This window comes from Mycobacterium sp. DL592 (genome assembly GCF_011694515.1).
Taxonomy (GTDB): domain Bacteria; phylum Actinomycetota; class Actinomycetes; order Mycobacteriales; family Mycobacteriaceae; genus Mycobacterium.
Genome location: NZ_CP050192.1, coordinates 4,119,864 through 4,139,042, shown reverse-complemented (window position 1 = coordinate 4,139,042; position 19,179 = coordinate 4,119,864). Strand labels below are relative to the sequence as shown.

Genomic DNA, 19,179 nt, shown 5'->3' with positions numbered 1-19,179 from the left:
GATGACGCCGTCGCTGTCCCGGATGACCGCGCGCTCGGTGGTGCTCTCCGTCATGCTCGGTGCCCATCCGGCGTGGGCGACATCAGCCGAATTACTGCGTCTGACATCGGATTTCGGTATTCGTGAGCAGACGCTTCGGGTCGCCCTGACGCGGATGGTCGGCGCCGGTGACCTGGTGCGTTCCGAAGACGGCTACCGGCTCTCGGACCGTCTGCTGGCCCGGCAACGCCGACAGGACGATGCGCTCGACCCTCACATCCGGGAGTGGGACGGAACCTGGACGACCCTGGTGATCACCGCCGTCGGCCGCGACGCCCGTGCCCGCGCGTCCCTGCGTCATGCTCTGCAGGGCAACCGCTTTGGGGAACTTCGGGAAGGGGTGTGGCTGCGGCCCGACAACCTCGACCACCGGCTGCCCGCCGAGATCGTCGACAGGGGGCGGATTCTGCGGGCCCGCGATGACGACCCGAGCCAGCTTGCCGCGCGGCTGTGGGACCTCGCTGCTTGGTCGGAGACCGGCCGTCAACTGCTCGGCGATATGGCGATCGCCGGTGACATACCCGCCCGCTTCGTCGCGGCCGCGGCCATTGTGCGCCACCTGCTCACCGACCCGGTGCTTCCCGGAGAACTGCTGCCGCCGGACTGGCCCGGCGCCCAATTACGCACGGCTTATGTGGATTTCGCCGCCGAACTGGTGGCACGGCGCGACGAGGGACGACTGGTGGAGGCGATACGATGAGTGGTGTTCCGGAGGGCAGGAGCGAAGCGACCCGGGAAGGGGTACGGATCGAACGCAACGGCCCAGTGACGACGGTGATTCTGGACCGCCCACATGCCCGCAATGCTGTCGACGGACCGACGGCCTTGGCGCTGCGCGACGCCTTCGAGCAGTTCGACAACGACGACAGTGCATCGGTTGCGGTGCTCTGGGGTGACAACGGAACATTCTGTGCCGGAGCCGATCTCAAGGCGATGGGCACCGCGGATTCCAATCCGCTGCACCGACCGCGGGCTGGATCTGATGTCGCCGGCCGGGCGGCTCCGGGTTCTGATGTCGCCGGCCGGGCGGCTCCGGGCCCCATGGGGCCCACCCGGATGGTGCTGTCCAAACCGGTGATCGCCGCGGTGAGCGGGTACGCGGTGGCCGGCGGCCTGGAGCTGGCACTGTGGTGCGATATGCGGGTCGTCGAGGAGGACGCCGTGTTCGGGGTGTTCTGCCGGCGCTGGGGGGTGCCGCTCATCGACGGCGGCACGGTCCGGCTGCCGCGGCTCATCGGGCACAGCCGGGCGATGGACCTGATCCTGACCGGCCGGGCCGTGCAGGCCGACGAGGCGCTGGCGATCGGCCTGGCCAACCGAGTGGTCCCGGCAGGGCACGCCCGCCAGGCTGCCGAGGAACTGGCCGCTGAACTGGCGGCGCTACCGCAGGGATGCCTGCGGTCTGACCGGCTCTCGGCTATCCACCAGTGGGGTCAATCTGAAGCCGAAGCCATCGACGTCGAGTTCGGCAGCCTGTCCCGGGTGGCCGCGGAATCCCTTGCCGGCGCCGCGCGCTTCGCCAAGGGCGAAGGGCGGCACGGCGCGAAAGCTTAGAGCTTGACGACCTGTGCTGATGTCCTGACGTGCTCGTCGATGATGTCGGCCGCCACGACGGCCCCGTCTCGACGCCGGATGTCTTCGCCCAGCCGAGCGGCGCTTTCCCGATATGAAGGATCGCGCAGCACCGCTTCGATTGCAGCCCGGATTTTTCCGGGCTTGGCGTGTTTGGCGAGCAGGATCCCCGCGCCCTGCTCACGTAGCGAGGCCCCGACGCGTTTCTGGTCGATCATCGGGTTGGCGGGCATGATCAGCTGCGGTACTCCGAAGGACAGTGCGCGCATCGCGGTACTGTGCCCACCGTGGCCCACCACCAGTGATGCCGTGGCGAGTACCTCGTCGTGGTCGAGCCACGCGTGCACGTCGGCGTTGCCCGGGACGCGAAGCCCTGAGGCGTCGATACTCGGTCCGACCGTCACGGTTGCCGCGACCGGCAGCGGTGCCAGCGCGTCGAGGATGTTTTGCAGCATCCGACGTTGACCGGCAAAAGCGTTGGTGCTCAAGCTGATCAGGATTCGCGGTACGGTTTCAGCAACGGCGACCGACGGCGGTCCCTGCCAGGTCACCCCGATGTGACTCACCGGCGGCGCACCGCGTAGCGGGTCCAAATCCTCACGTGCCGAGACGATCTGGAGTAGTCCGCGGCGTTCGGCGTATAACGGGTCGATTCCCCGAGCGCGAAGAAACCAGCCCACCGGCCCCGCCGCCAGATCCTGAACCGTCCGGTAGAAGCAGTGGACGAAGGCGATGGTCGGAACACCGGTGCGTTCGACCTCGGGGAGTGCGCCGATCAGCATCATGTCGACGACCACGGCATGGGCACCGTGGCGCCGTGCGGCCTCACCGATGCTGCGTCCCAGATTGCGGTCTGCTGCCATCTGCGCGAAGTCGAGCATCATGGCGGGCAGCGGCCGTGGGGTGGTGGGGTCGAAATGCCTTCCTGTCGAGAAGGTTTCGAACGGCAAGCCGGCATTCTGCACTCGTCCGGCGATGCCGCTGTGGCCGATGATCCGGACGTCGACACCGCGTTTGTGTAACTCCCGCGCGACCGCCAGCTGGGGTGGCACATTGCCGCCGCCGTCGACGATGGCGAACAGGACTCGCATCCCAGGGCCGCTCATGCCGATGCCCCGACCAGCAGTGCGTCAGTCATCAGAACAAATCGGTCGTGGACGTCGTCGGCCGACAGGCCGCGGTCCAGCCGCAACAGTTTCCATGCGTAGACGTCGGTGGCGACGACGAGCACATCGACCGCCCGGGACCGTGCCGAGGCGTCGGCAGGCAGTCGCGCCTCGAAGACGTCCTGCACCCACTCGCGATGCGCCAGGCGGCCGGTGCTGTTCGCGTGAGCCGCTCGGGGATCGTGCTCGTTGGCCAACATCGCCAGGACCACTTCGCCCCGACTCTCGTAGTGCGCGATCAACACCCGTAGCGCTTCGTCGGAATCGCCGGCCGGCGGTGTGCGTTCGTCGACAATCTCGCGGTAAGCCTGCGACCACGCATCGTCGATCAGGGCCTCGCGATTCCCGAAGTGACGGAGCACGGTCTTGACCGTCACGCCGGCGCGGTCGGCCACTGACGGCAAGGTGATGTCGAAGGTGCGCTCGGCCATGAACGCGTCGATTGCGGCCCTGAGAATGGCCTCGCGGGTGGCGTCCTTGGCTATTTGCCGTGCGCCCATGGCATAGCTGCGGGTATCCGATTTCATGTCCACATATGTGTACACGAAATCTAGATTTGGCGTCAATGCCAATGGACATCAATAGCATCGCCGCCGCCGGGCGGTGCAGCTCAGCCCTTGTTGATGGTGTTTCCGGTGCCGAGGTTGTTGACCTTCGGTTCACCGCCCTTGTAGGTGACGGTGTTGTTGAGCCCGACGACGGACAGCTCGTTGTTGATCTTGTCGAAGACGATCTTGTTGTCCGCGCCGCCGATGTTGACTGACGCGCACGAACCCTTGACCGTCAGGGTGTTGTTCGACCCACCGACGTTGAGCGACTTGCCGTCGGCGCAGTCGATCTCGGTCGTGGTGCCGAACGAGCCGTAGTTGATGGTGTTACCGACCTCTACCTGGGCACCCGACTTGCCGGCCGTCGCGGTGGGCGAGTTGGTGTCGGTGCTGCTGGATCCGCAGCCGGCAAGGACCATCGCCGCGGCCAGCGTTCCGATTCCGGCCACCAGGGTGGGGGTATGCATCGGTGCCACTTCCTAACTGATCTCGTCGTCCACGATCACTGCTCGACGCTTGGAGCCTACGTGGAGGTCTCCACGTCAACTAGAGTTCTTCGCTGATCAGAGAACTGAAGGGCGAACGCATGACATCAACACCGGAATCGGCGGGCGGTCGGTCGCGCGCCGGGGCCCGGTCGTCGGCGCGGTCGGCCAAACTCAGCCGCGACATCATCGTCAACGCCGCCCTGAACTTCTTGGATCGGGAGGGGTGGGACGCGCTGACGATCAACGCGCTGGCCACCCAGCTCGGCACCAAGGGCCCCTCGCTCTATAACCACGTGCACAGCCTCGAGGACCTGCGCCGCACCGTGCGCATGCACGTCATCGACGACATCCTGCAGATGCTGAGCACGGTCGGGCAGGGCCGTACCCGGGACGACGCGGTGATGGCGATGGCCAGTGCCTACCGCAGCTACGCCCACCACCACCCCGGCCGCTATTCGGCCTTCACCCGGATGCCGCTGGAGGGCGACGACCCCGAGTTCACCGCCGCTTCGCACGCCGCGGCCGCCCCGGTCATCGAGGTTCTGGCGTCGTATGGCCTCGGCGGGGAGGACGCCTACTACGCGTCGCTGGAGTTCTGGGCCGCCCTGCACGGATTCGTGCTCCTGGAGATGACCGGCGTCATGAACGAGGTGGATACCGATGCGGTGTTCTCCGATATGGTGCTCCGGCTGGCGGTCGGGATGGCGCACCGCAAGGGCGCCACCGGCTGACGCAGTTCAGGGGAGTTCGGGAACCAGTGCCGACATTCCCGCGTTGACCTGCGGTAAGGCCCTCGAAAAGCCCCGTACACCGAGTTTGGAGGGGCGTGCGGAGCCTGGTATTGTGGAAGCTCGTGCCTGGCCAAATAGGGGCGCAAGCGGGGACGCATGCGCGCACGCCGGGCAAATTCGCATGTCCAGTATGCATCGGATTCTCACCGGTGCGCGGTGCGTGCGACACGCCCGGTCGCGGGGTACGCGGCGGGGTGAAAACTGCAGTACAGAGACTTGAAGAACGCTGAAAGACGACGAGAGAACAGAAAGCCGGTACATGCCAACCATTCAGCAGCTGGTCCGCAAGGGTCGCACCGACAAGGTCGCGAAGGTGAAGACCGCGGCACTTAAGGGCAGCCCGCAGCGCCGCGGCGTGTGCACCCGCGTGTACACGACCACCCCGAAGAAGCCGAACTCGGCGCTTCGCAAGGTCGCGCGCGTGAAGCTGACAACCGGCGTCGAGGTGACCGCCTACATCCCCGGTGAGGGCCACAACCTGCAGGAGCACTCGATGGTGCTGGTGCGCGGTGGTCGTGTGAAGGACCTCCCCGGCGTCCGCTACAAGATCATCCGCGGCTCGCTGGACACCCAGGGTGTCAAGAACCGCAAGCAGGCACGCAGCCGTTACGGCGCGAAGAAGGAGAAGAGCTAATGCCGCGCAAGGGCCCCGCTCCCAAGCGTCCCCTCGTCAACGACCCGGTCTACGGGTCGCAGCTGGTCACCCAGCTGGTCAACAAGGTTCTCCTTGATGGGAAGAAGTCGCTGGCCGAACGCATTGTTTACGGTGCGCTCGAGCAGGCCCGCGACAAGACCGGCACCGACCCGGTGGTGACCCTCAAGCGCGCCATGGACAACGTCAAGCCGGCCCTCGAGGTGCGCAGCCGCCGTGTCGGTGGCGCCACCTACCAGGTGCCCGTCGAGGTTCGGCCCGAGCGGTCGACCACGCTGGCCCTGCGCTGGCTGGTCAGCTTCTCCAAGCAGCGCCGCGAGAAGACCATGGTCGAGCGGCTGGCCAACGAGATCCTCGACGCCAGCAATGGCCTGGGTGCCGCCGTCAAGCGACGCGAGGACACCCACAAGATGGCCGAGGCGAACCGGGCCTTCGCGCACTACCGCTGGTGACACCGGGCGCCCGGCCCCAGGGCTGGACGCCTCGGCGCACCGGGCGCAACTGACAGCAATCACGCAAGCGAAAGAGTGGGAAGACTTCTGTGGCACAGGACGTGCTGACTGACCTGAACAAGGTCCGCAACATCGGGATCATGGCGCACATCGACGCCGGCAAGACCACGACGACTGAGCGCATCCTCTACTACACCGGGATCAGCTACAAGATCGGCGAGGTGCACGACGGCGCCGCCACGATGGACTGGATGGAGCAGGAGCAGGAGCGGGGTATCACCATCACCTCGGCTGCCACCACGTGCTTCTGGAACGACAACCAGATCAACATCATCGACACCCCCGGTCACGTCGACTTCACCGTCGAGGTGGAGCGCAGCCTTCGCGTGCTCGACGGCGCCGTTGCCGTCTTCGACGGCAAGGAAGGCGTCGAGCCGCAGTCCGAGCAGGTCTGGCGGCAGGCCGACAAGTACGACGTCCCACGCATCTGCTTCGTCAACAAGATGGACAAGCTGGGCGCGGACTTCTACTTCTCGGTGCAGACCATGAAGGACCGCCTCGGCGCGAATGTCGTCCCGATCCAGCTCCCGATCGGCTCCGAGGGTGACTTCGAGGGCGTCGTCGACCTGGTCGAGATGAAGGCCAAGGTCTGGAGCGGCGAGACGAAGCTCGGCGAGAAGTACGACGTCGTCGACATCCCGGCCGATCTGCAGGAAAAGGCCGAGGAGTATCGCACCGCGATGATCGAGGCCATCGCGGAAACCGATGACGACCTCATGGAGAAGTATCTGGGCGGCGAAGAGCTCACGACCGCCGAGATCAAGGCCGGTCTGCGCAAACTGACCGTCACCAGCGCCGGCTATCCGGTGTTGTGTGGTTCCGCGTTCAAGAACAAGGGCGTGCAGCCCATGCTCGACGCGGTCATCGATTACCTGCCGACCCCGCTGGACGTCGCGGCTGCCGAAGGCCACCGCCCGGGCAAGGAAGACGAGATCGTATTGCGCAAGCCCTCAGCGGACGAGCCGTTCTCCGGGCTGGCATTCAAGGTTGCCACCCACCCGTTCTTCGGCAAGCTGACCTACGTCCGGGTGTACTCGGGCAAGGTCGACTCCGGTGCGCAGGTCATCAACTCGACCAAGGGCAAGAAGGAGCGGCTGGGCAAGCTGTTCCAGATGCACTCCAACAAGGAGAACCCGGTCGAGACGGCGTCCGCCGGCCACATCTACGCCGTGATCGGTCTCAAGGACACCACCACCGGGGACACCCTGAGTGATCTGAACGACCAGGTTGTGCTGGAGTCGATGACCTTCCCGGATCCCGTGATCCAGGTCGCCATCGAGCCCAAGACCAAGAGCGACCAGGAGAAGCTGTCCCTGGCGATCCAGAAGCTGGCTGAAGAGGATCCCACCTTCAAGGTCAACCAGGACCATGAGACCGGCCAGACCATCATCGGCGGCATGGGCGAGCTGCACCTGGACATCCTGGTGGACCGGATGCGCCGCGAGTTCAAGGTCGAGGCCAACGTCGGCAAGCCGCAGGTGGCCTACAAGGAGACCATCAAGCGCGCGGTCGACAAGGTCGAGTTCACCCACAAGAAGCAGACCGGTGGTTCCGGCCAGTTCGCGAAGGTCCTCATCGCCATCGAGCCGTTCGTCGGCGAAGACGGCGCGACCTACGAGTTCGAGAACAAGGTCACCGGCGGTCGCATCCCCCGGGAGTACATCCCGTCGGTGGACGCCGGTGCGCAGGACGCCATGCAGTACGGCGTGCTGGCCGGCTACCCGCTGGTGAACCTGAAGGTCATCCTGCTCGACGGCGCCTACCACGACGTCGACTCGTCGGAAATGGCGTTCAAGATCGCCGGTTCGCAGGTGCTGAAGAAGGCTGCCGCGCAGGCGCAGCCGGTCATCCTGGAACCGATCATGGCCGTCGAGGTCACCACACCCGAGGACTACATGGGTGATGTGATCGGCGACCTGAACTCCCGCCGTGGTCAGATCCAGGCCATGGAGGAGCGCAGCGGTGCGCGCGTCGTCAGGGCGCAGGTCCCGCTGTCGGAGATGTTCGGCTACGTCGGCGACCTTCGGTCGAAGACGCAGGGCCGGGCGAACTACTCCATGGTGTTCGACTCGTACGCCGAAGTTCCGGCGAACGTGTCGAAGGAGATCATCGCCAAGGCGACGGGTCAGTAGTAGAAGAAAGCCTGGCCCGCCGACCTGGCGGACCACAACTGAAAACAAACAAACTGCTTTAACAGCACCAACAAGTCCAGGAGGACAGAGAAGTGGCGAAGGCGAAGTTCGAGCGGACGAAGCCGCACGTCAACATCGGGACCATCGGTCACGTTGACCACGGCAAGACCACGCTGACCGCAGCGATCACCAAGGTTCTGCACGACAAGTACCCCGATTTGAACGAGTCGCGTGCATTCGACCAGATCGACAATGCGCCCGAAGAGCGTCAGCGCGGTATCACCATCAACATCTCCCACGTGGAGTACCAGACCGAGAAGCGTCACTACGCGCACGTCGACGCCCCCGGCCACGCTGACTACATCAAGAACATGATCACCGGTGCCGCCCAGATGGACGGCGCAATCCTGGTGGTCGCCGCCACCGACGGTCCGATGCCGCAGACCCGCGAGCACGTGCTGCTGGCCCGCCAGGTCGGCGTCCCCTACATCCTGGTGGCGCTGAACAAGGCCGACATGGTCGACGACGAGGAGCTCCTGGAGCTCGTCGAGCTGGAGGTCCGCGAACTGCTGGCCGCCCAGGAGTTCGACGAGGACGCCCCGGTGGTCCGCGTCTCGGCGCTCAAGGCTCTCGAGGGCGACGAGAAGTGGGTCAAGAGCGTCGAAGAGCTCATGGACGCCGTCGACGAGTCGATCCCGGACCCGGTCCGCGACACCGACAAGCCGTTCCTGATGCCCGTTGAGGACGTCTTCACCATCACCGGCCGCGGCACCGTGGTCACCGGTCGCGTCGAGCGTGGCGTGATCAACGTGAACGAAGAGGTCGAGATCGTCGGCATCCGCCCGGGTGTCACCAAGACCACGGTCACCGGCGTCGAGATGTTCCGCAAGCTGCTCGACCAGGGTCAGGCCGGCGACAACGTCGGTCTGCTGGTTCGTGGCGTCAAGCGCGAGGACGTCGAGCGCGGCCAGGTCATCGTGAAGCCCGGCACCACCACGCCGCACACCGAGTTCGAGGGCAGCGTCTACATCCTGTCCAAGGACGAGGGCGGCCGGCACACGCCGTTCTTCAACAACTACCGTCCGCAGTTCTACTTCCGCACCACGGACGTGACCGGCGTCGTGACCCTCCCCGAGGGCACCGAGATGGTGATGCCCGGTGACAACACCGACATCTCCGTCAAGCTGATCCAGCCTGTCGCCATGGACGAGGGCCTGCGCTTCGCGATCCGCGAAGGCGGCCGTACCGTCGGCGCCGGCCGGGTTACCAAGATCAACAAGTGATCTGATCTAGCTCTGCTGCGAAGCGGCGCTCACCTTCGGGTGGGCGCCGTTTTCGTATTTCGGACATCGGCCGGGTGCTAGGCTGCGGCAACTCTCGAGGTGGGGGAGACGACGTGGACGATGACGTCCGGGAACGGATCTACTCGGTGCCGGTCATGATCGGCGGTGCCGGTCTGGTTGCCGTGCTGGCCGCGATCGTCACCGCAGTCGTAGTCGTCAGCCACTCCAGTGCCGACGCCGCTGCCGCCGATGCCTGCTGTGGGGCAACTTCTGGCCCCGTAGTTGGGAGCTTCCTGCCGGGGAGTAGCAAACCCGTCGCAGCCGGTGAGATGGCGTTACTCTGTCTCCCGACACAGGAGGACATCGCGAAATGTTGGCGCGCTACATCAAGGCACAGCTCACGGTTCTGGTGTGCGGCGGGCTGGTGGGCCCGATCTTCCTCATCGTCTACTTCGCGCTGGGTGCGATGGCGCAGCCCTATCTCAACTGGATGTTCTGGGTGGGACTTCTCATCACCGCGGCTGACGTCCTGGTCGCCCTGTGGTTGACCAACGCCGGCACCAAGACGGCCGCCAAACACGAGCAGCTGACCCAGACCGGCGTTCTCACCTTGGTGCAGATCAACGGAATCTCCGATACCTCCTGGTTCGTCAACGACCAGCAGATGATCAAGGTCAACCTGCACTTCGAGGTGCCCGGCTACCCCGGGTTCGACGCGCAGGAGACCATGGCCTCCAGCCCGGCGCGAATGCAGATCATCAACGCCCACCACCTGGTGGCGTTGGTCGACCCTGCCACCCAGAAGTACGAAATCGACTGGAATGCAAGCGCATTGATCGCCGGTGTGGTTCCGGCCCAGTTCTCCTCCACCAGCGACAACCGAACCTACGACCTGCGCGGCCAGGTCGGCCCGCTCATGCAGATTCTGCAGATCCTGCGGGCCAACGGAATACCGATGGACGGCACCATCGACATCCGGTCCAATCCGGTGGTCCGTCAGCAGGTGATGGACGTCGTCCGGCGGGCCGCGGCCGACCACCCGGCGCCTGCCGCTCCCGCCGCGCCGACGCCCGCCCCGGCCGCGCCCCCGATGCCCGCGGCGTTCATGCCGCAATCCCCGGAGCCGACGACCGCCCAGCGGCTGCAGGAGCTGGAGACCCTGCGTGCCACCGGAACCATCACCGATGCGGAGTACACCGCCAAGCGCCAGCAGATCCTGTCCGAACTCTGACCGCCTTCTCCGAACCCTGATGCGGCACTTTCGACGCCGTTAGTATCGGGGGCGCTCTGACGGCGGTGCCCGCCGCCTCGGGGCGAAGCGGGAAAGGAGTCGCGATGGCGACCACCGAGACTGCGGCCGTGCAGAGCGACAAGGTCAGCCTGCCGACTCTGACCGCCATGGTGGTCGGGTCGATGATCGGCTCGGGCGTATTCCTGTTACCACGCCGGTTTGGCACCGAGACCGGCGTGCTCGGCGCCGTGATCGCCTGGACGATCGCGGGCAGCGGAATGTTGATGCTAGCGTTCGTCTTTCAGCGGCTGGCCACCCGAAAGCCTGATCTCGATGCGGGTATCTACGCCTATGCCAAGGCCGGTTTCGGCGACTACGTCGGCTTCAACTCGGCGTTCGGGTTCTGGGCGTCGTCCTGTGCGGGCAATACGTCCTATTGGGTCGTCATCATGACCACCACCAGCACGCTGTTCCCCGCGCTCGGTGCCGGTGACACCGTTATCGCCGTGGTGGCCTCATCAGTTGGGGTGTGGCTGTTCTGTGTTCTGATCCTGCGGGGGGTCAAAGAGGCGGCGGTGATCAACCGCATCGCGACGATCGCCAAGGTCGTCCCGATCGTCGTGTTCATCCTGATCGCGCTCGTCGCCTTCGAGGGCGGTGTTTTCGCCGACAACTTCTGGGGAGGTGACGGGAACTACTCGCCCAGCTCGGTGTTCGAACAGGCCAAGGGCACCATGTTGATAACGGTGTTCGTCTTCCTCGGCATCGAGGGCGCCAGCGTGTACTCGCGGTTCGCGAAGAAGCGCGAGGACGTGGGGCGAGCCACGGTCATCGGCTTCCTCTCCGTCCTCAGCGTTTTCGCGCTGGTCACGTTGTTGTCCTACGGCGTGCTGCCGCAACGGGAGTTGGCCGGCGTCTCCCAGCCTTCGATGGCCTCGGTGCTGGAATCGATTGTGGGGCCGTGGGGTTCGACCCTAATCCGGGTCGGCGTCGTACTGTCGGTCCTCGGCGCGTACCTGGCGTGGTCGCTGATGGCCGCAGAGGTCCTCTACATTCCGGCCAAAGCCGACGATATGCCCCGCTTCCTTGCGCGTACCAACGGCAAGGGAGCGCCGGTGGTGGCGCTGGTGCTGGCCGCGGGTCTGGTGCAGCTGTTGTTGATTCTGCTGCTGTTCACCTCCGACGCACTGAACTTCATGTTGGACCTCACCGCGGCGTTGTCGCTCATTCCCTACCTTCTCGCGGCCGCATACGCGGTCAAGCTGACGGTGACCAGGGAGACCTACGACACCGGTCGAGGACGGCGCAGCGATGCCCTCGTCGCGGGTATCGCCACGTTCTATACCGTGTTCCTGATCTATGCGGCAGGCCTCGACAAGCTTCTCCTGTCGTGCATCCTGTACGCGGTGGGGGCCGGGCTCTACGTCATTGCACGCCGGGAACGTCATCTTCGGGTGTTCACCCCTGCCGAGGCCGTGTTGTTCGCGATCATCGTGGCCGGAGCGATCACGGGCGTGGTGTCGCTGGCCGCCGGCACCATCGGAATCTAGCCATCGAGAGGGATCGACATGTCTCAACCGTCCGCCGCCTACGGCGTGCACTCCGAGGTAGGTCAACTGCACAAGGTGCTGGTCTGTTCGCCCGGCCTGGCCCATGAGCGTCTCACCCCATCGAACTGTGACGACCTGTTGTTCGATGACGTGCTGTGGGTGCAGAACGCCCGCCGCGACCACTACGACTTCGTCTCCAAGATGGCTGACCGCGGGGTGGAGGTCGTCGAACTGCACGACGTCCTCGCCGAGACCATGAACATTCCGGCGGCCAAAGCCTGGCTGCTGGATCGCGAGATCGTGCCCAACGAGGTCGGCCTGGGTCTGGTCACCGAGACGCGCGCGTATCTGGAGTCGTTGGAGCCCAGGCAACTTGCCGCGTTCCTGATCGGCGGGATGTCCACCCGCGACCTGCCCACCGAACTCGGGTCTGGGTTCCGCGATTTGGCCGGCGAGGCCGCGGGGGTCACCGAATATCTTCTGCCGCCACTGCCGAACACGCTCTACACCCGCGACACCACCTGCTGGATCTACGGCGGTCTCACGCTGAACCCGTTGTTCTGGCCGGCCCGGCATGACGAAACCATGCTCATGAAGGCGATCTACGAGTTCCACCCTGACTTCGTCGGTTCCAAGGTGTGGTGGGGTGACCCCGAAAAGACTTGGGGGATGGCCACTATCGAGGGTGGCGACGTTCTGGTGCCGGGCAATGGTGTGGTGCTGATCGGCATGAGCGAGCGCACCTCGCGGCAGGCCATCACGCAGGTGGCCGCGACCTTGTTCGCCGAGGGCGCTGCGGAGAAGGTCATCGTCGCCGGAATGCCGAAACTGCGTGCCGCGATGCATCTGGACACCGTGTTCACGTTCGCCGACCGTGACGTGGTGACGATTTACCCCGACATCGTCGACAACATCCAGACGTTCACCCTGGTGCCCAGCGATTCCGCACCGGGTCTCGAGGTCATCGCGGCCACCAAGCCGTTCGTGGAGGTGGTGGCCGACTCGCTCGGTTTGCCCGAGCTGCGGGTGGTCGAGACGGGTGGCTCGGCCTACGACTCCGAACGTCAGCAGTGGGACAGCGGCAACAACCTGGTGGCCGTGTCACCGGGGGTGGTGTTCGCCTACGACCGCAACACCCACACCAACTCGCTGCTGCGCAAGGCCGGCATCGAGGTGATCACCATCGTCGGCGCCGAGCTGGGTCGCGGACGGGGCGGCGGCCATTGCATGACCTGCCCCATCATCCGCGACGGGATCGATTACTGAGATTCAGCTCGGCCGTTGAGTGTGTGATGTCATCCGCGACACGCCGGTCAAGGCGTATGGGGATGCACGCTCGCGGCGGCGCTGGCGGCCAGTGTGCGCTCGCGGGCGATCAGGAACAGCGGGAACGTCACGCTGATCGCGATCAGCATCCCGCCGATGATGTAGGCCCAGACATACGGGATGCCGAGCTTGCGCGCCTCGATCACCATGAAGATGATCGCGGCCAGAGCGAACAGCAGGATATCTGCGGTGATCGAGCGCGACGCGGCCGTCACGTTGAGGTCCCGAAGGAACTCGGTCAGGAAGCTGCCGCGGCTGCCGATGTAGGCCGCGTTCTGGGTCCACGTCGCCACCAGCGCGACGACGGCGATCGCTGCGTAGACACCGCACAAGATCTTTCGGCTGGTCGTCACTGCACACTCCTGGTCGGGGGATCGGCCCGGGGGATGGGCACTGTGCCAACCGTATCCGCGGGGGATCTAGAACACGTTCCAATTGGCTTTGCTAGCCTGACGTGGGCTGATCGAAAGGACCACTGATGGTTGCAGGGACGGGCACCCTCGAAGGACGAGTGGCATTCGTGACGGGCGCCGCCCGGGGGCAGGGCCGCGCACACGCAGTGCGGCTGGCCCGTGAGGGCGCCGACGTGATCGTCTCCGACATCTGCGCGACGGTCTCCGACACCATTCCGTACCCGGGCACCACGGCCGAGGACCTGGCCGAGACCGTGCGGCTGGTGGAGGCCGAGGGCCGCAAGGTGCTCGCCCGCGAGGTCGACGTCCGCGACGACGCCGCCGTGCGCCAGCTGGTGGCCGACGGCGTCGAGCAGTTCGGCCGGCTCGACATCCTGGTGGCCAACGCGGGCGTGCTGTCCTGGGGCCGGCTGTGGGAGCTCACCGACGAGCAGTGGAACTCCGTCATCGACACCAACCTCACCGGCACCTGGCGCACCCTGCGCGCGGTGGTCCCGGCGATGATCGAGGCGGGCAACGGTGGATCGATCATCGTGGTCAGCTCGTCGGCAGGTCTGAAGGCCACCCCGGGCAACAGCCACTACGCCGCCTCCAAGCACGGGCTCACCGCGCTGACGAACTCGCTGGCGCTGGAGGCCGGCGAGTACGGCATCCGGGTCAACTCCATCCACCCCTACTCGGTGGCGACCCCGATGACCGAAAACGACGCGATGCTCGGCGTTTTCGGCGCACACGGCAGCTACCTGAACGCGTTCGCGCCGATGCCCTACCTCCCGGTCGGCCAGAACGCGACCGGCAAGCGGTCGGACTTCATGAGCGTCGACGAGGTCGCCGACGTGGTGGTCTGGCTGGCCGGCGACAGCTCCGCGACCCTGTCCGGTTCGCAGATCAGTGTCGACCGCGGCGTGATGAAGTACTGAGTCGCCGGACTCAGCCCGGTAGCACCAGCACCGGAACGGGGCTGTGCCGCATGATCTTCGTGCCGCGCGAGCCGAGGAACACCCGGGTGATGTCACCGCGCGGTGAGGTACCCAGGGCCAGGATGTCGCCGTCCTGCCACTCGGCGGCGTCGAGTGCCTGATCCCAACCGTTGCCGCTGACCACAGCCAACACGGCGTCATTGCCGACCACACCGTCGGTGCGCAGCTTGGCCAGCATCTCGCGGGCACTGGTCTCCCATGCGGCGAGGATCGAATCCTCGGCGTGCAGGCCGACTTCCGGCGGATACATGGTGCGCCCGCGAACCGCGAACGTGATCACCCGCAGCGGAACGTCGAGCCGGGCGGCCAGGTCGGCGATCCGCTTCACCACGTGAACCGACTCCGGGGTGCCGGGGTAGCCGCACGTGATCCGGGTCAGCACCCCGGTGCGGGCGGCGCGGTAGCCGCGCGGCGCGATCGCCAGCGGCACCGGCGACGAATGCAGCAGCCGGTCGGCGGTCGACCCGACCACCACCTGTCCGAGCTGGCCGTTGGACGACGACCCGAGCACCAGCACCTCGGCGCCGACCTCGGCGATCACGTCGACCAGCCCACCGGACACCGATCGGTGCGCGTGGCTGTGGTAAGCGATCTCGATGCCGTCGGCGACCGTCGCCAGATACCGCTGTGCCTCTTTGGCCGAGTCGGCGCCGAGTTGGTCTGCCCACGAGGCATATTCGGCGTCGATGCGCGCCGGCGACGGTGTGGTCCACGGTTTAGGCACGATGGTCGCGACTGTCAGCGACGTGCGCAGGGTCCGGGCGGCGCCGAGCGCCAGGTTCAGCGGGGCGGTGCCGCTCTTGCCGGCCAGGTAGCCGACGACAACGGTCATGACGCGTCCCTGGGCGGGTTGATGATCTCGACGTCGTCGCCGGGCGCCGCGCCGGCGATCACCCCGTCACCGCCGTCGTTGAGTGCGCTGTGGTGCCGGCCCCACAGCAGGTAGTAGACCAGTGCGACCGCTACCCAGATGCTGAACGCGATCCAGGTGTACCAGTGCAGGCTGTAGAGGATGTAGCCGCAGGCCAGGATGGCCAGTACCGGTGTGACGGGGTAACCGGGAACTTTGAAGCCGCGCGGCAGATCCGGTTCACGTACGCGCAGGATGATGACGCCGAGCGAGACGATCATGAACGCGACCAGGGTGCCGATCGACACCATGTCGGCCAGTTTGTCCAACGGCACGAACCCGGCGAGGATCGAGACCACCACCGCGACGATGACGGTATTCCCCACCGGTGTCATGGTTTTCGGGTTCACCTTGGCGAACCGGGCGGGCAGCAGGCCGTCGCGGCCCATGGCGAACAGGATGCGGGTCTGGCCGTACATCACCACCAGTGTCACCGAGAAGATCGAGATGACCGCTCCCGCAGCGAGAACCGTGCTAGCCCAGGTGCTTCCGGTGACGTTGTCCAGAATGGTGGCCAGCCCGGCCTCCTCCTGGTTCGCGAACTCCTGCCAGGGTTGGGTGCCGAGGGCTGCCACGGCCACCAGGACGTACACGCTGGTGACGACCAGCAGTGCGGCGATGATCGCCTTGGGCATCGTGCGCTGGGGGTCTTTGACTTCGTCGCCGGCGGTCGAGACCGCGTCCAGGCCGATGTAGGAGAAGAAGATGGTGCCCGCCGCCGAGCCGATGCCCGCGACCCCGAACGGCGCGAAATCGGCGAACCGGTCGGCCTGGAAGGCGGTGAACGCGATGATCGCGAACATCGCCAGCACGCCGAGCTTGATCACGACCATCACGGTGTTGACGGCCGCGGACTCGCTGGCGCCGCGAATGAGCAGCAGGGCGCACATCACGATCAGCACGATGGCGGGCAGGTTCACCCAGCCCGGATCGGAATCCCACGGTGCCGCGGTCAGCATGTGCGGGATCTGAATGCCGAAGAGGTTGTCCAGCAGCTTGTTGAGGTAGCCGCTCCAGCCGACGGCGACCGCGGCGATCGACACCCCGTACTCCAGCAGCAGGCAGGCGGCCACACCCATCGCCACGAACTCGCCGAGTGTGGTGTAGGCATAGGAGTACGTCGAGCCGGAAACCGGTACCGCAGAAGCGAGTTCGGCGTAACAGATCGCCGCGAGCCCGGCGGCGATGCCCGCGATGATGAACGAGATGACCACCGCCGGCCCGGCACCCGGCACGGCCACCGACAGCACGAAGAAGATGCCGGTGCCCACGGTGGCCCCGACGCCGAACATCGTCAGCTGGAAGGTTCCGATGGTTCGTTTGAGGTGATCGGACGCGCCGTGCGCGACGGGCGCCCCGATGACGGGCCGCCTGCGCAGCATCTGCTCGGTGAGGGAAATCGACGGGGCCGTCATAGGTGCCTCCTGAGTTGCGGCCGAATCAGCCGATTATCAGCCCGCTTCGCTCAGTGCGCATGCGAACTGCTCAACGGCCCAATCGATCTCTTCGGCGCTGATGACCAGCGGTGGGGCGAAGCGCAGTGTGGACCCGTGGGTGTCCTTGACCAGCACACCACGGTCGGCCAGCGCGAGGCTCAGCTGCTTGCCGGTGCCCAGGCGCGTGTCGATGTCGACGCCGGCCCACAGCCCCATACCTCGCACCCCGAGTACGCCATGACCGATCAGCGAGCGCAGCCGGGCATGCAGATGAAGGCCCAGTTCGGCTGAGCGGGTTTGGAATTCGCCGCGCTGCAGGATGCCCACCACGGTGGTGCCGATGGCCGCTGCCAGCGGGTTGCCGCCGAACGTCGACCCGTGTTCACCGGGGTGCAGCACACCGAGCACATCACGGTCGGCCACCACGGCTGACAGCGCGACCACACCGCCACCGAGCGCCTTGCCCAGCAGGTAGATGTCGGGAACCACGCCCCAGTGGTCGCAGGCGAAGGTGTGACCGGTGCGGGCCAGTCCGGACTGGATCTCGTCGGCGATCAGCAGCACGTTGCTGTCGGTGCACAGCCTTCGCAGCCGCGGCAGATAGTCGTCGGGCGGGACGATGATGCCGGCCTCACCCTGGATCGGCTCGACCAGGACCGCCACGGTGTGCTCGTCGATCGCGGCGGCCACCGCGTCGGCGTCGCCGAAGGGAACCGAGCGGAATCCCGGTGTGAAGGGCCCGAATCCGCCGCGCGCGCTCTCGTCGGAAGAGAAGCTGACGATGCTGATGGTGCGGCCATGAAAGTTGTTGTCGGCGACGATGATGTTGGCCATGCCCTCGGGGACGCCCTTGACATCGGCGCCCCACTTGCGGGCCACCTTGATACCGCTCTCGACGGCTTCGGCGCCGCTGTTCATCGGCAGCACCATGTCCTTGCCGCACAACTGCGCCAGTGCTGCGCAGAACGGTCCCAGCTGGTCGGAGTGGAATGCACGGCTGACCAGGGTCACCGCGTCGAGCTGGCGGTGCGCGGTGGCGATGATCTCGTCGTTGCGATGGCCGAAGTTCACCGCCGAATAGGCGGCCAGGCAATCGAGGTAGCGGCGCCCCTCGACATCGGTGATCCAGGCGCCCTCCGCACTGGCCGCCACGATCGGCAGCGGTGAGTAATTGTGGGCGGCGTAGGTGTCGTCGAGCGCGATGGCGGCCGCGGTCGAGGATGGCAGCATGCTTGCAACGGTATCGGCCACGGTCACGAAAACACCTCCAGTGTGCAACATTTGACTGAGCCGCCGCCCTTGAGCAACTCGGAGAGATCGACACCGATCGGATGGAATCCGGCGTCGTAGAGCTGCTGGGCGAAGCCGGTGGCCTGCGCGGGATGTACGACGTGCTTGCCGTCGGACACCGCGTTGAGTCCCAGTACGTAGGCGTCGGTGCTGCAGACCTCGATGGCATCGGGGAACAGCTGCTGCAGTCGGCTGCGGGCGGCGTCGGTGAACGCCGGCGGGTAGTAGGCGATCGTGGTGTCGTCGAGAACCGTCAGCGCGGTGTCGAGATGGTAGAACCGCGGATCGACGAGTTCCAGCGACACCACCGGCATGCCGGTGTGTGCGGCGACCTCGTGATGCGCCTGCGGGTCGGTGCGAAAGCCGGTGCCTGCCAGAATCATCGAGCCGACGACGAGCAGGTCGCCCTGGCCCTCGTTGACGTGGCGGGTGTGGACCGGGGCGTGTCCGCGCTGGCCCATCCAGTCGGCGTAGGCCGCGGACTCGCCGTGGCGCTCGGCGTGCTTGAAGCGGGCGACGATCGCGGCACCGTTGATGATCAGGCCCGCGTTGGCGGTGTAGACCATGTCGGGCAGGCCGGGCACCGGGTCGACGAGATCGACGGTGTGGCCGAGGTTGCGGTAGGTGTCACGCAGGTTCTCCCACTGGTCGACGGCGCGCTCGACGTCGACCGGGGTGGTGGTGTCCATCCACGGGTTGATCGCGTACTCGACGGTGAAGAACGTCGGTCGGGTCATGACGTAGTGGCGGAGGCGTTGGGTCCGTGCGCGCGGCGCCACGGTGGTGGCGGCGATATCGGGGGACATCGTCATGAATCAACGATATGGTGGCCCTCTTGCGCAATCAATCGATACCTATTG

Annotated in this window: 20 protein-coding genes; 11 read left to right on the top strand and 9 right to left on the bottom strand. The window is 66.0% G+C overall.

The annotated features are described in order from the left end of the window. The first annotated feature begins 1 nt into the window (after position 1). Positions 2–739 carry a PaaX family transcriptional regulator C-terminal domain-containing protein gene (locus HBE64_RS19950; protein ID WP_243841392.1) on the top strand — a complete coding sequence of 246 codons (738 nt, stop codon included), beginning with the start codon at positions 2–4 and terminating at the stop codon, positions 737–739. Then, positions 736–1,593: a crotonase/enoyl-CoA hydratase family protein gene (locus tag HBE64_RS19945; RefSeq protein WP_167106093.1), complete on the top strand. Its 858-nt coding sequence runs from the start codon at positions 736–738 to the stop codon at positions 1,591–1,593. The genes HBE64_RS19950 and HBE64_RS19945 overlap by 4 nt, the downstream gene beginning before the upstream one ends. Here the strand turns inward: HBE64_RS19945 and HBE64_RS19940 are convergent. The 3 genes from HBE64_RS19940 to HBE64_RS19930 all read right to left on the bottom strand — a co-directional run bounded on the left by HBE64_RS19940 (position 1,590) and on the right by HBE64_RS19930 (position 3,792). Next, positions 1,590–2,717 carry a glycosyltransferase gene (locus HBE64_RS19940; RefSeq protein ID WP_243841391.1) on the bottom strand — a complete coding sequence of 376 codons (1,128 nt, stop codon included), beginning with the start codon at positions 2,715–2,717 and terminating at the stop codon, positions 1,590–1,592. The two genes, HBE64_RS19945 and HBE64_RS19940, sit on opposite strands and share 4 nt — an antisense overlap. Beyond that, entirely contained in the window at positions 2,714–3,304 is a 591-nt protein-coding gene (locus HBE64_RS19935) for a TetR/AcrR family transcriptional regulator (RefSeq protein ID WP_167106090.1), read from the bottom strand. The genes HBE64_RS19940 and HBE64_RS19935 overlap by 4 nt, the downstream gene beginning before the upstream one ends. A gap of 83 nt (positions 3,305–3,387) precedes the next feature. After that, on the bottom strand, positions 3,388–3,792 hold the full coding sequence (locus HBE64_RS19930) for a DUF3060 domain-containing protein (RefSeq protein ID WP_167106087.1): 405 nt from the start codon (positions 3,790–3,792) through the stop codon (positions 3,388–3,390). A 119-nt stretch (positions 3,793–3,911) separates the two neighbouring features. On the opposite strand from HBE64_RS19930, the gene HBE64_RS19925 reads away from it, so the two are divergent. The 5 genes from HBE64_RS19925 to tuf all read left to right on the top strand — a co-directional run bounded on the left by HBE64_RS19925 (position 3,912) and on the right by tuf (position 9,183). Beyond that, the gene (locus HBE64_RS19925; RefSeq protein WP_167106083.1) at positions 3,912–4,544 is read left to right on the top strand and encodes a TetR/AcrR family transcriptional regulator; all 633 of its coding nucleotides are present in this window, start codon (positions 3,912–3,914) and stop codon (positions 4,542–4,544) included. A gap of 319 nt (positions 4,545–4,863) precedes the next feature. Further along, entirely contained in the window at positions 4,864–5,238 is a 375-nt protein-coding gene (gene rpsL / locus HBE64_RS19920) for a 30S ribosomal protein S12 (RefSeq protein ID WP_036343468.1), read from the top strand. Then, positions 5,238–5,708: a 30S ribosomal protein S7 gene (gene rpsG / locus HBE64_RS19915; RefSeq protein WP_167106080.1), complete on the top strand. Its 471-nt coding sequence runs from the start codon at positions 5,238–5,240 to the stop codon at positions 5,706–5,708. Before rpsL ends, rpsG begins: the two co-directional genes overlap by 1 nt. A gap of 140 nt (positions 5,709–5,848) precedes the next feature. Further along, entirely contained in the window at positions 5,849–7,900 is a 2,052-nt protein-coding gene (gene fusA, locus HBE64_RS19910) for an elongation factor G (protein ID WP_243841697.1), read from the top strand. 92 nt (positions 7,901–7,992) lie between these two features. Then, positions 7,993–9,183, top strand: coding sequence for an elongation factor Tu (gene tuf, locus HBE64_RS19905; RefSeq protein WP_167106073.1), 1,191 nt, complete (start codon positions 7,993–7,995; stop codon positions 9,181–9,183). A 77-nt stretch (positions 9,184–9,260) separates the two neighbouring features. Here tuf and HBE64_RS19900 read toward each other — a convergent pair whose 3' ends face one another. Further along, positions 9,261–9,407: a hypothetical protein gene (locus tag HBE64_RS19900; RefSeq protein ID WP_167106070.1), complete on the bottom strand. Its 147-nt coding sequence runs from the start codon at positions 9,405–9,407 to the stop codon at positions 9,261–9,263. 146 nt (positions 9,408–9,553) lie between these two features. Between HBE64_RS19900 and HBE64_RS19895 the strand changes: the two genes are divergently transcribed. The 3 genes from HBE64_RS19895 to HBE64_RS19885 all read left to right on the top strand — a co-directional run bounded on the left by HBE64_RS19895 (position 9,554) and on the right by HBE64_RS19885 (position 13,230). Further along, positions 9,554–10,414 carry an SHOCT domain-containing protein gene (locus HBE64_RS19895; protein ID WP_167106067.1) on the top strand — a complete coding sequence of 287 codons (861 nt, stop codon included), beginning with the start codon at positions 9,554–9,556 and terminating at the stop codon, positions 10,412–10,414. A 104-nt stretch (positions 10,415–10,518) separates the two neighbouring features. Beyond that, positions 10,519–11,964, top strand: coding sequence for a basic amino acid/polyamine antiporter (locus tag HBE64_RS19890; RefSeq protein ID WP_167106063.1), 1,446 nt, complete (start codon positions 10,519–10,521; stop codon positions 11,962–11,964). A gap of 18 nt (positions 11,965–11,982) precedes the next feature. Next, on the top strand, positions 11,983–13,230 hold the full coding sequence (locus tag HBE64_RS19885; RefSeq protein ID WP_167106060.1) for an arginine deiminase: 1,248 nt from the start codon (positions 11,983–11,985) through the stop codon (positions 13,228–13,230). Between the two features lie 47 nt (positions 13,231–13,277). On the opposite strand, the gene HBE64_RS19880 is transcribed toward HBE64_RS19885, so the two are convergent. Beyond that, positions 13,278–13,643 carry a DUF2834 domain-containing protein gene (locus tag HBE64_RS19880; protein WP_167106057.1) on the bottom strand — a complete coding sequence of 122 codons (366 nt, stop codon included), beginning with the start codon at positions 13,641–13,643 and terminating at the stop codon, positions 13,278–13,280. A 125-nt stretch (positions 13,644–13,768) separates the two neighbouring features. Here HBE64_RS19880 and HBE64_RS19875 point away from each other — a divergent pair, with 125 nt between their 5' ends. Continuing rightward, entirely contained in the window at positions 13,769–14,623 is an 855-nt protein-coding gene (locus HBE64_RS19875) for a mycofactocin-coupled SDR family oxidoreductase (RefSeq protein WP_167106055.1), read from the top strand. Between the two features lie 10 nt (positions 14,624–14,633). On the opposite strand, the gene HBE64_RS19870 is transcribed toward HBE64_RS19875, so the two are convergent. The 4 genes from HBE64_RS19870 to ddaH are packed head-to-tail and all read right to left on the bottom strand — an operon-like array spanning position 14,634 to position 19,131. Then, positions 14,634–15,515 carry a universal stress protein gene (locus HBE64_RS19870; protein ID WP_167106052.1) on the bottom strand — a complete coding sequence of 294 codons (882 nt, stop codon included), beginning with the start codon at positions 15,513–15,515 and terminating at the stop codon, positions 14,634–14,636. Then, positions 15,512–17,008, bottom strand: coding sequence for an amino acid permease (locus tag HBE64_RS19865; protein WP_167106050.1), 1,497 nt, complete (start codon positions 17,006–17,008; stop codon positions 15,512–15,514). The genes HBE64_RS19870 and HBE64_RS19865 overlap by 4 nt, the downstream gene beginning before the upstream one ends. Before the next feature lie 36 nt (positions 17,009–17,044). Further along, the gene (gene rocD / locus HBE64_RS19860) at positions 17,045–18,259 is read right to left on the bottom strand and encodes an ornithine--oxo-acid transaminase (RefSeq protein ID WP_167106047.1); all 1,215 of its coding nucleotides are present in this window, start codon (positions 18,257–18,259) and stop codon (positions 17,045–17,047) included. 23 nt (positions 18,260–18,282) lie between these two features. Continuing rightward, positions 18,283–19,131 carry a dimethylargininase gene (gene ddaH, locus HBE64_RS19855; RefSeq protein ID WP_167106044.1) on the bottom strand — a complete coding sequence of 283 codons (849 nt, stop codon included), beginning with the start codon at positions 19,129–19,131 and terminating at the stop codon, positions 18,283–18,285. Positions 19,132–19,179 lie beyond the last annotated feature (48 nt).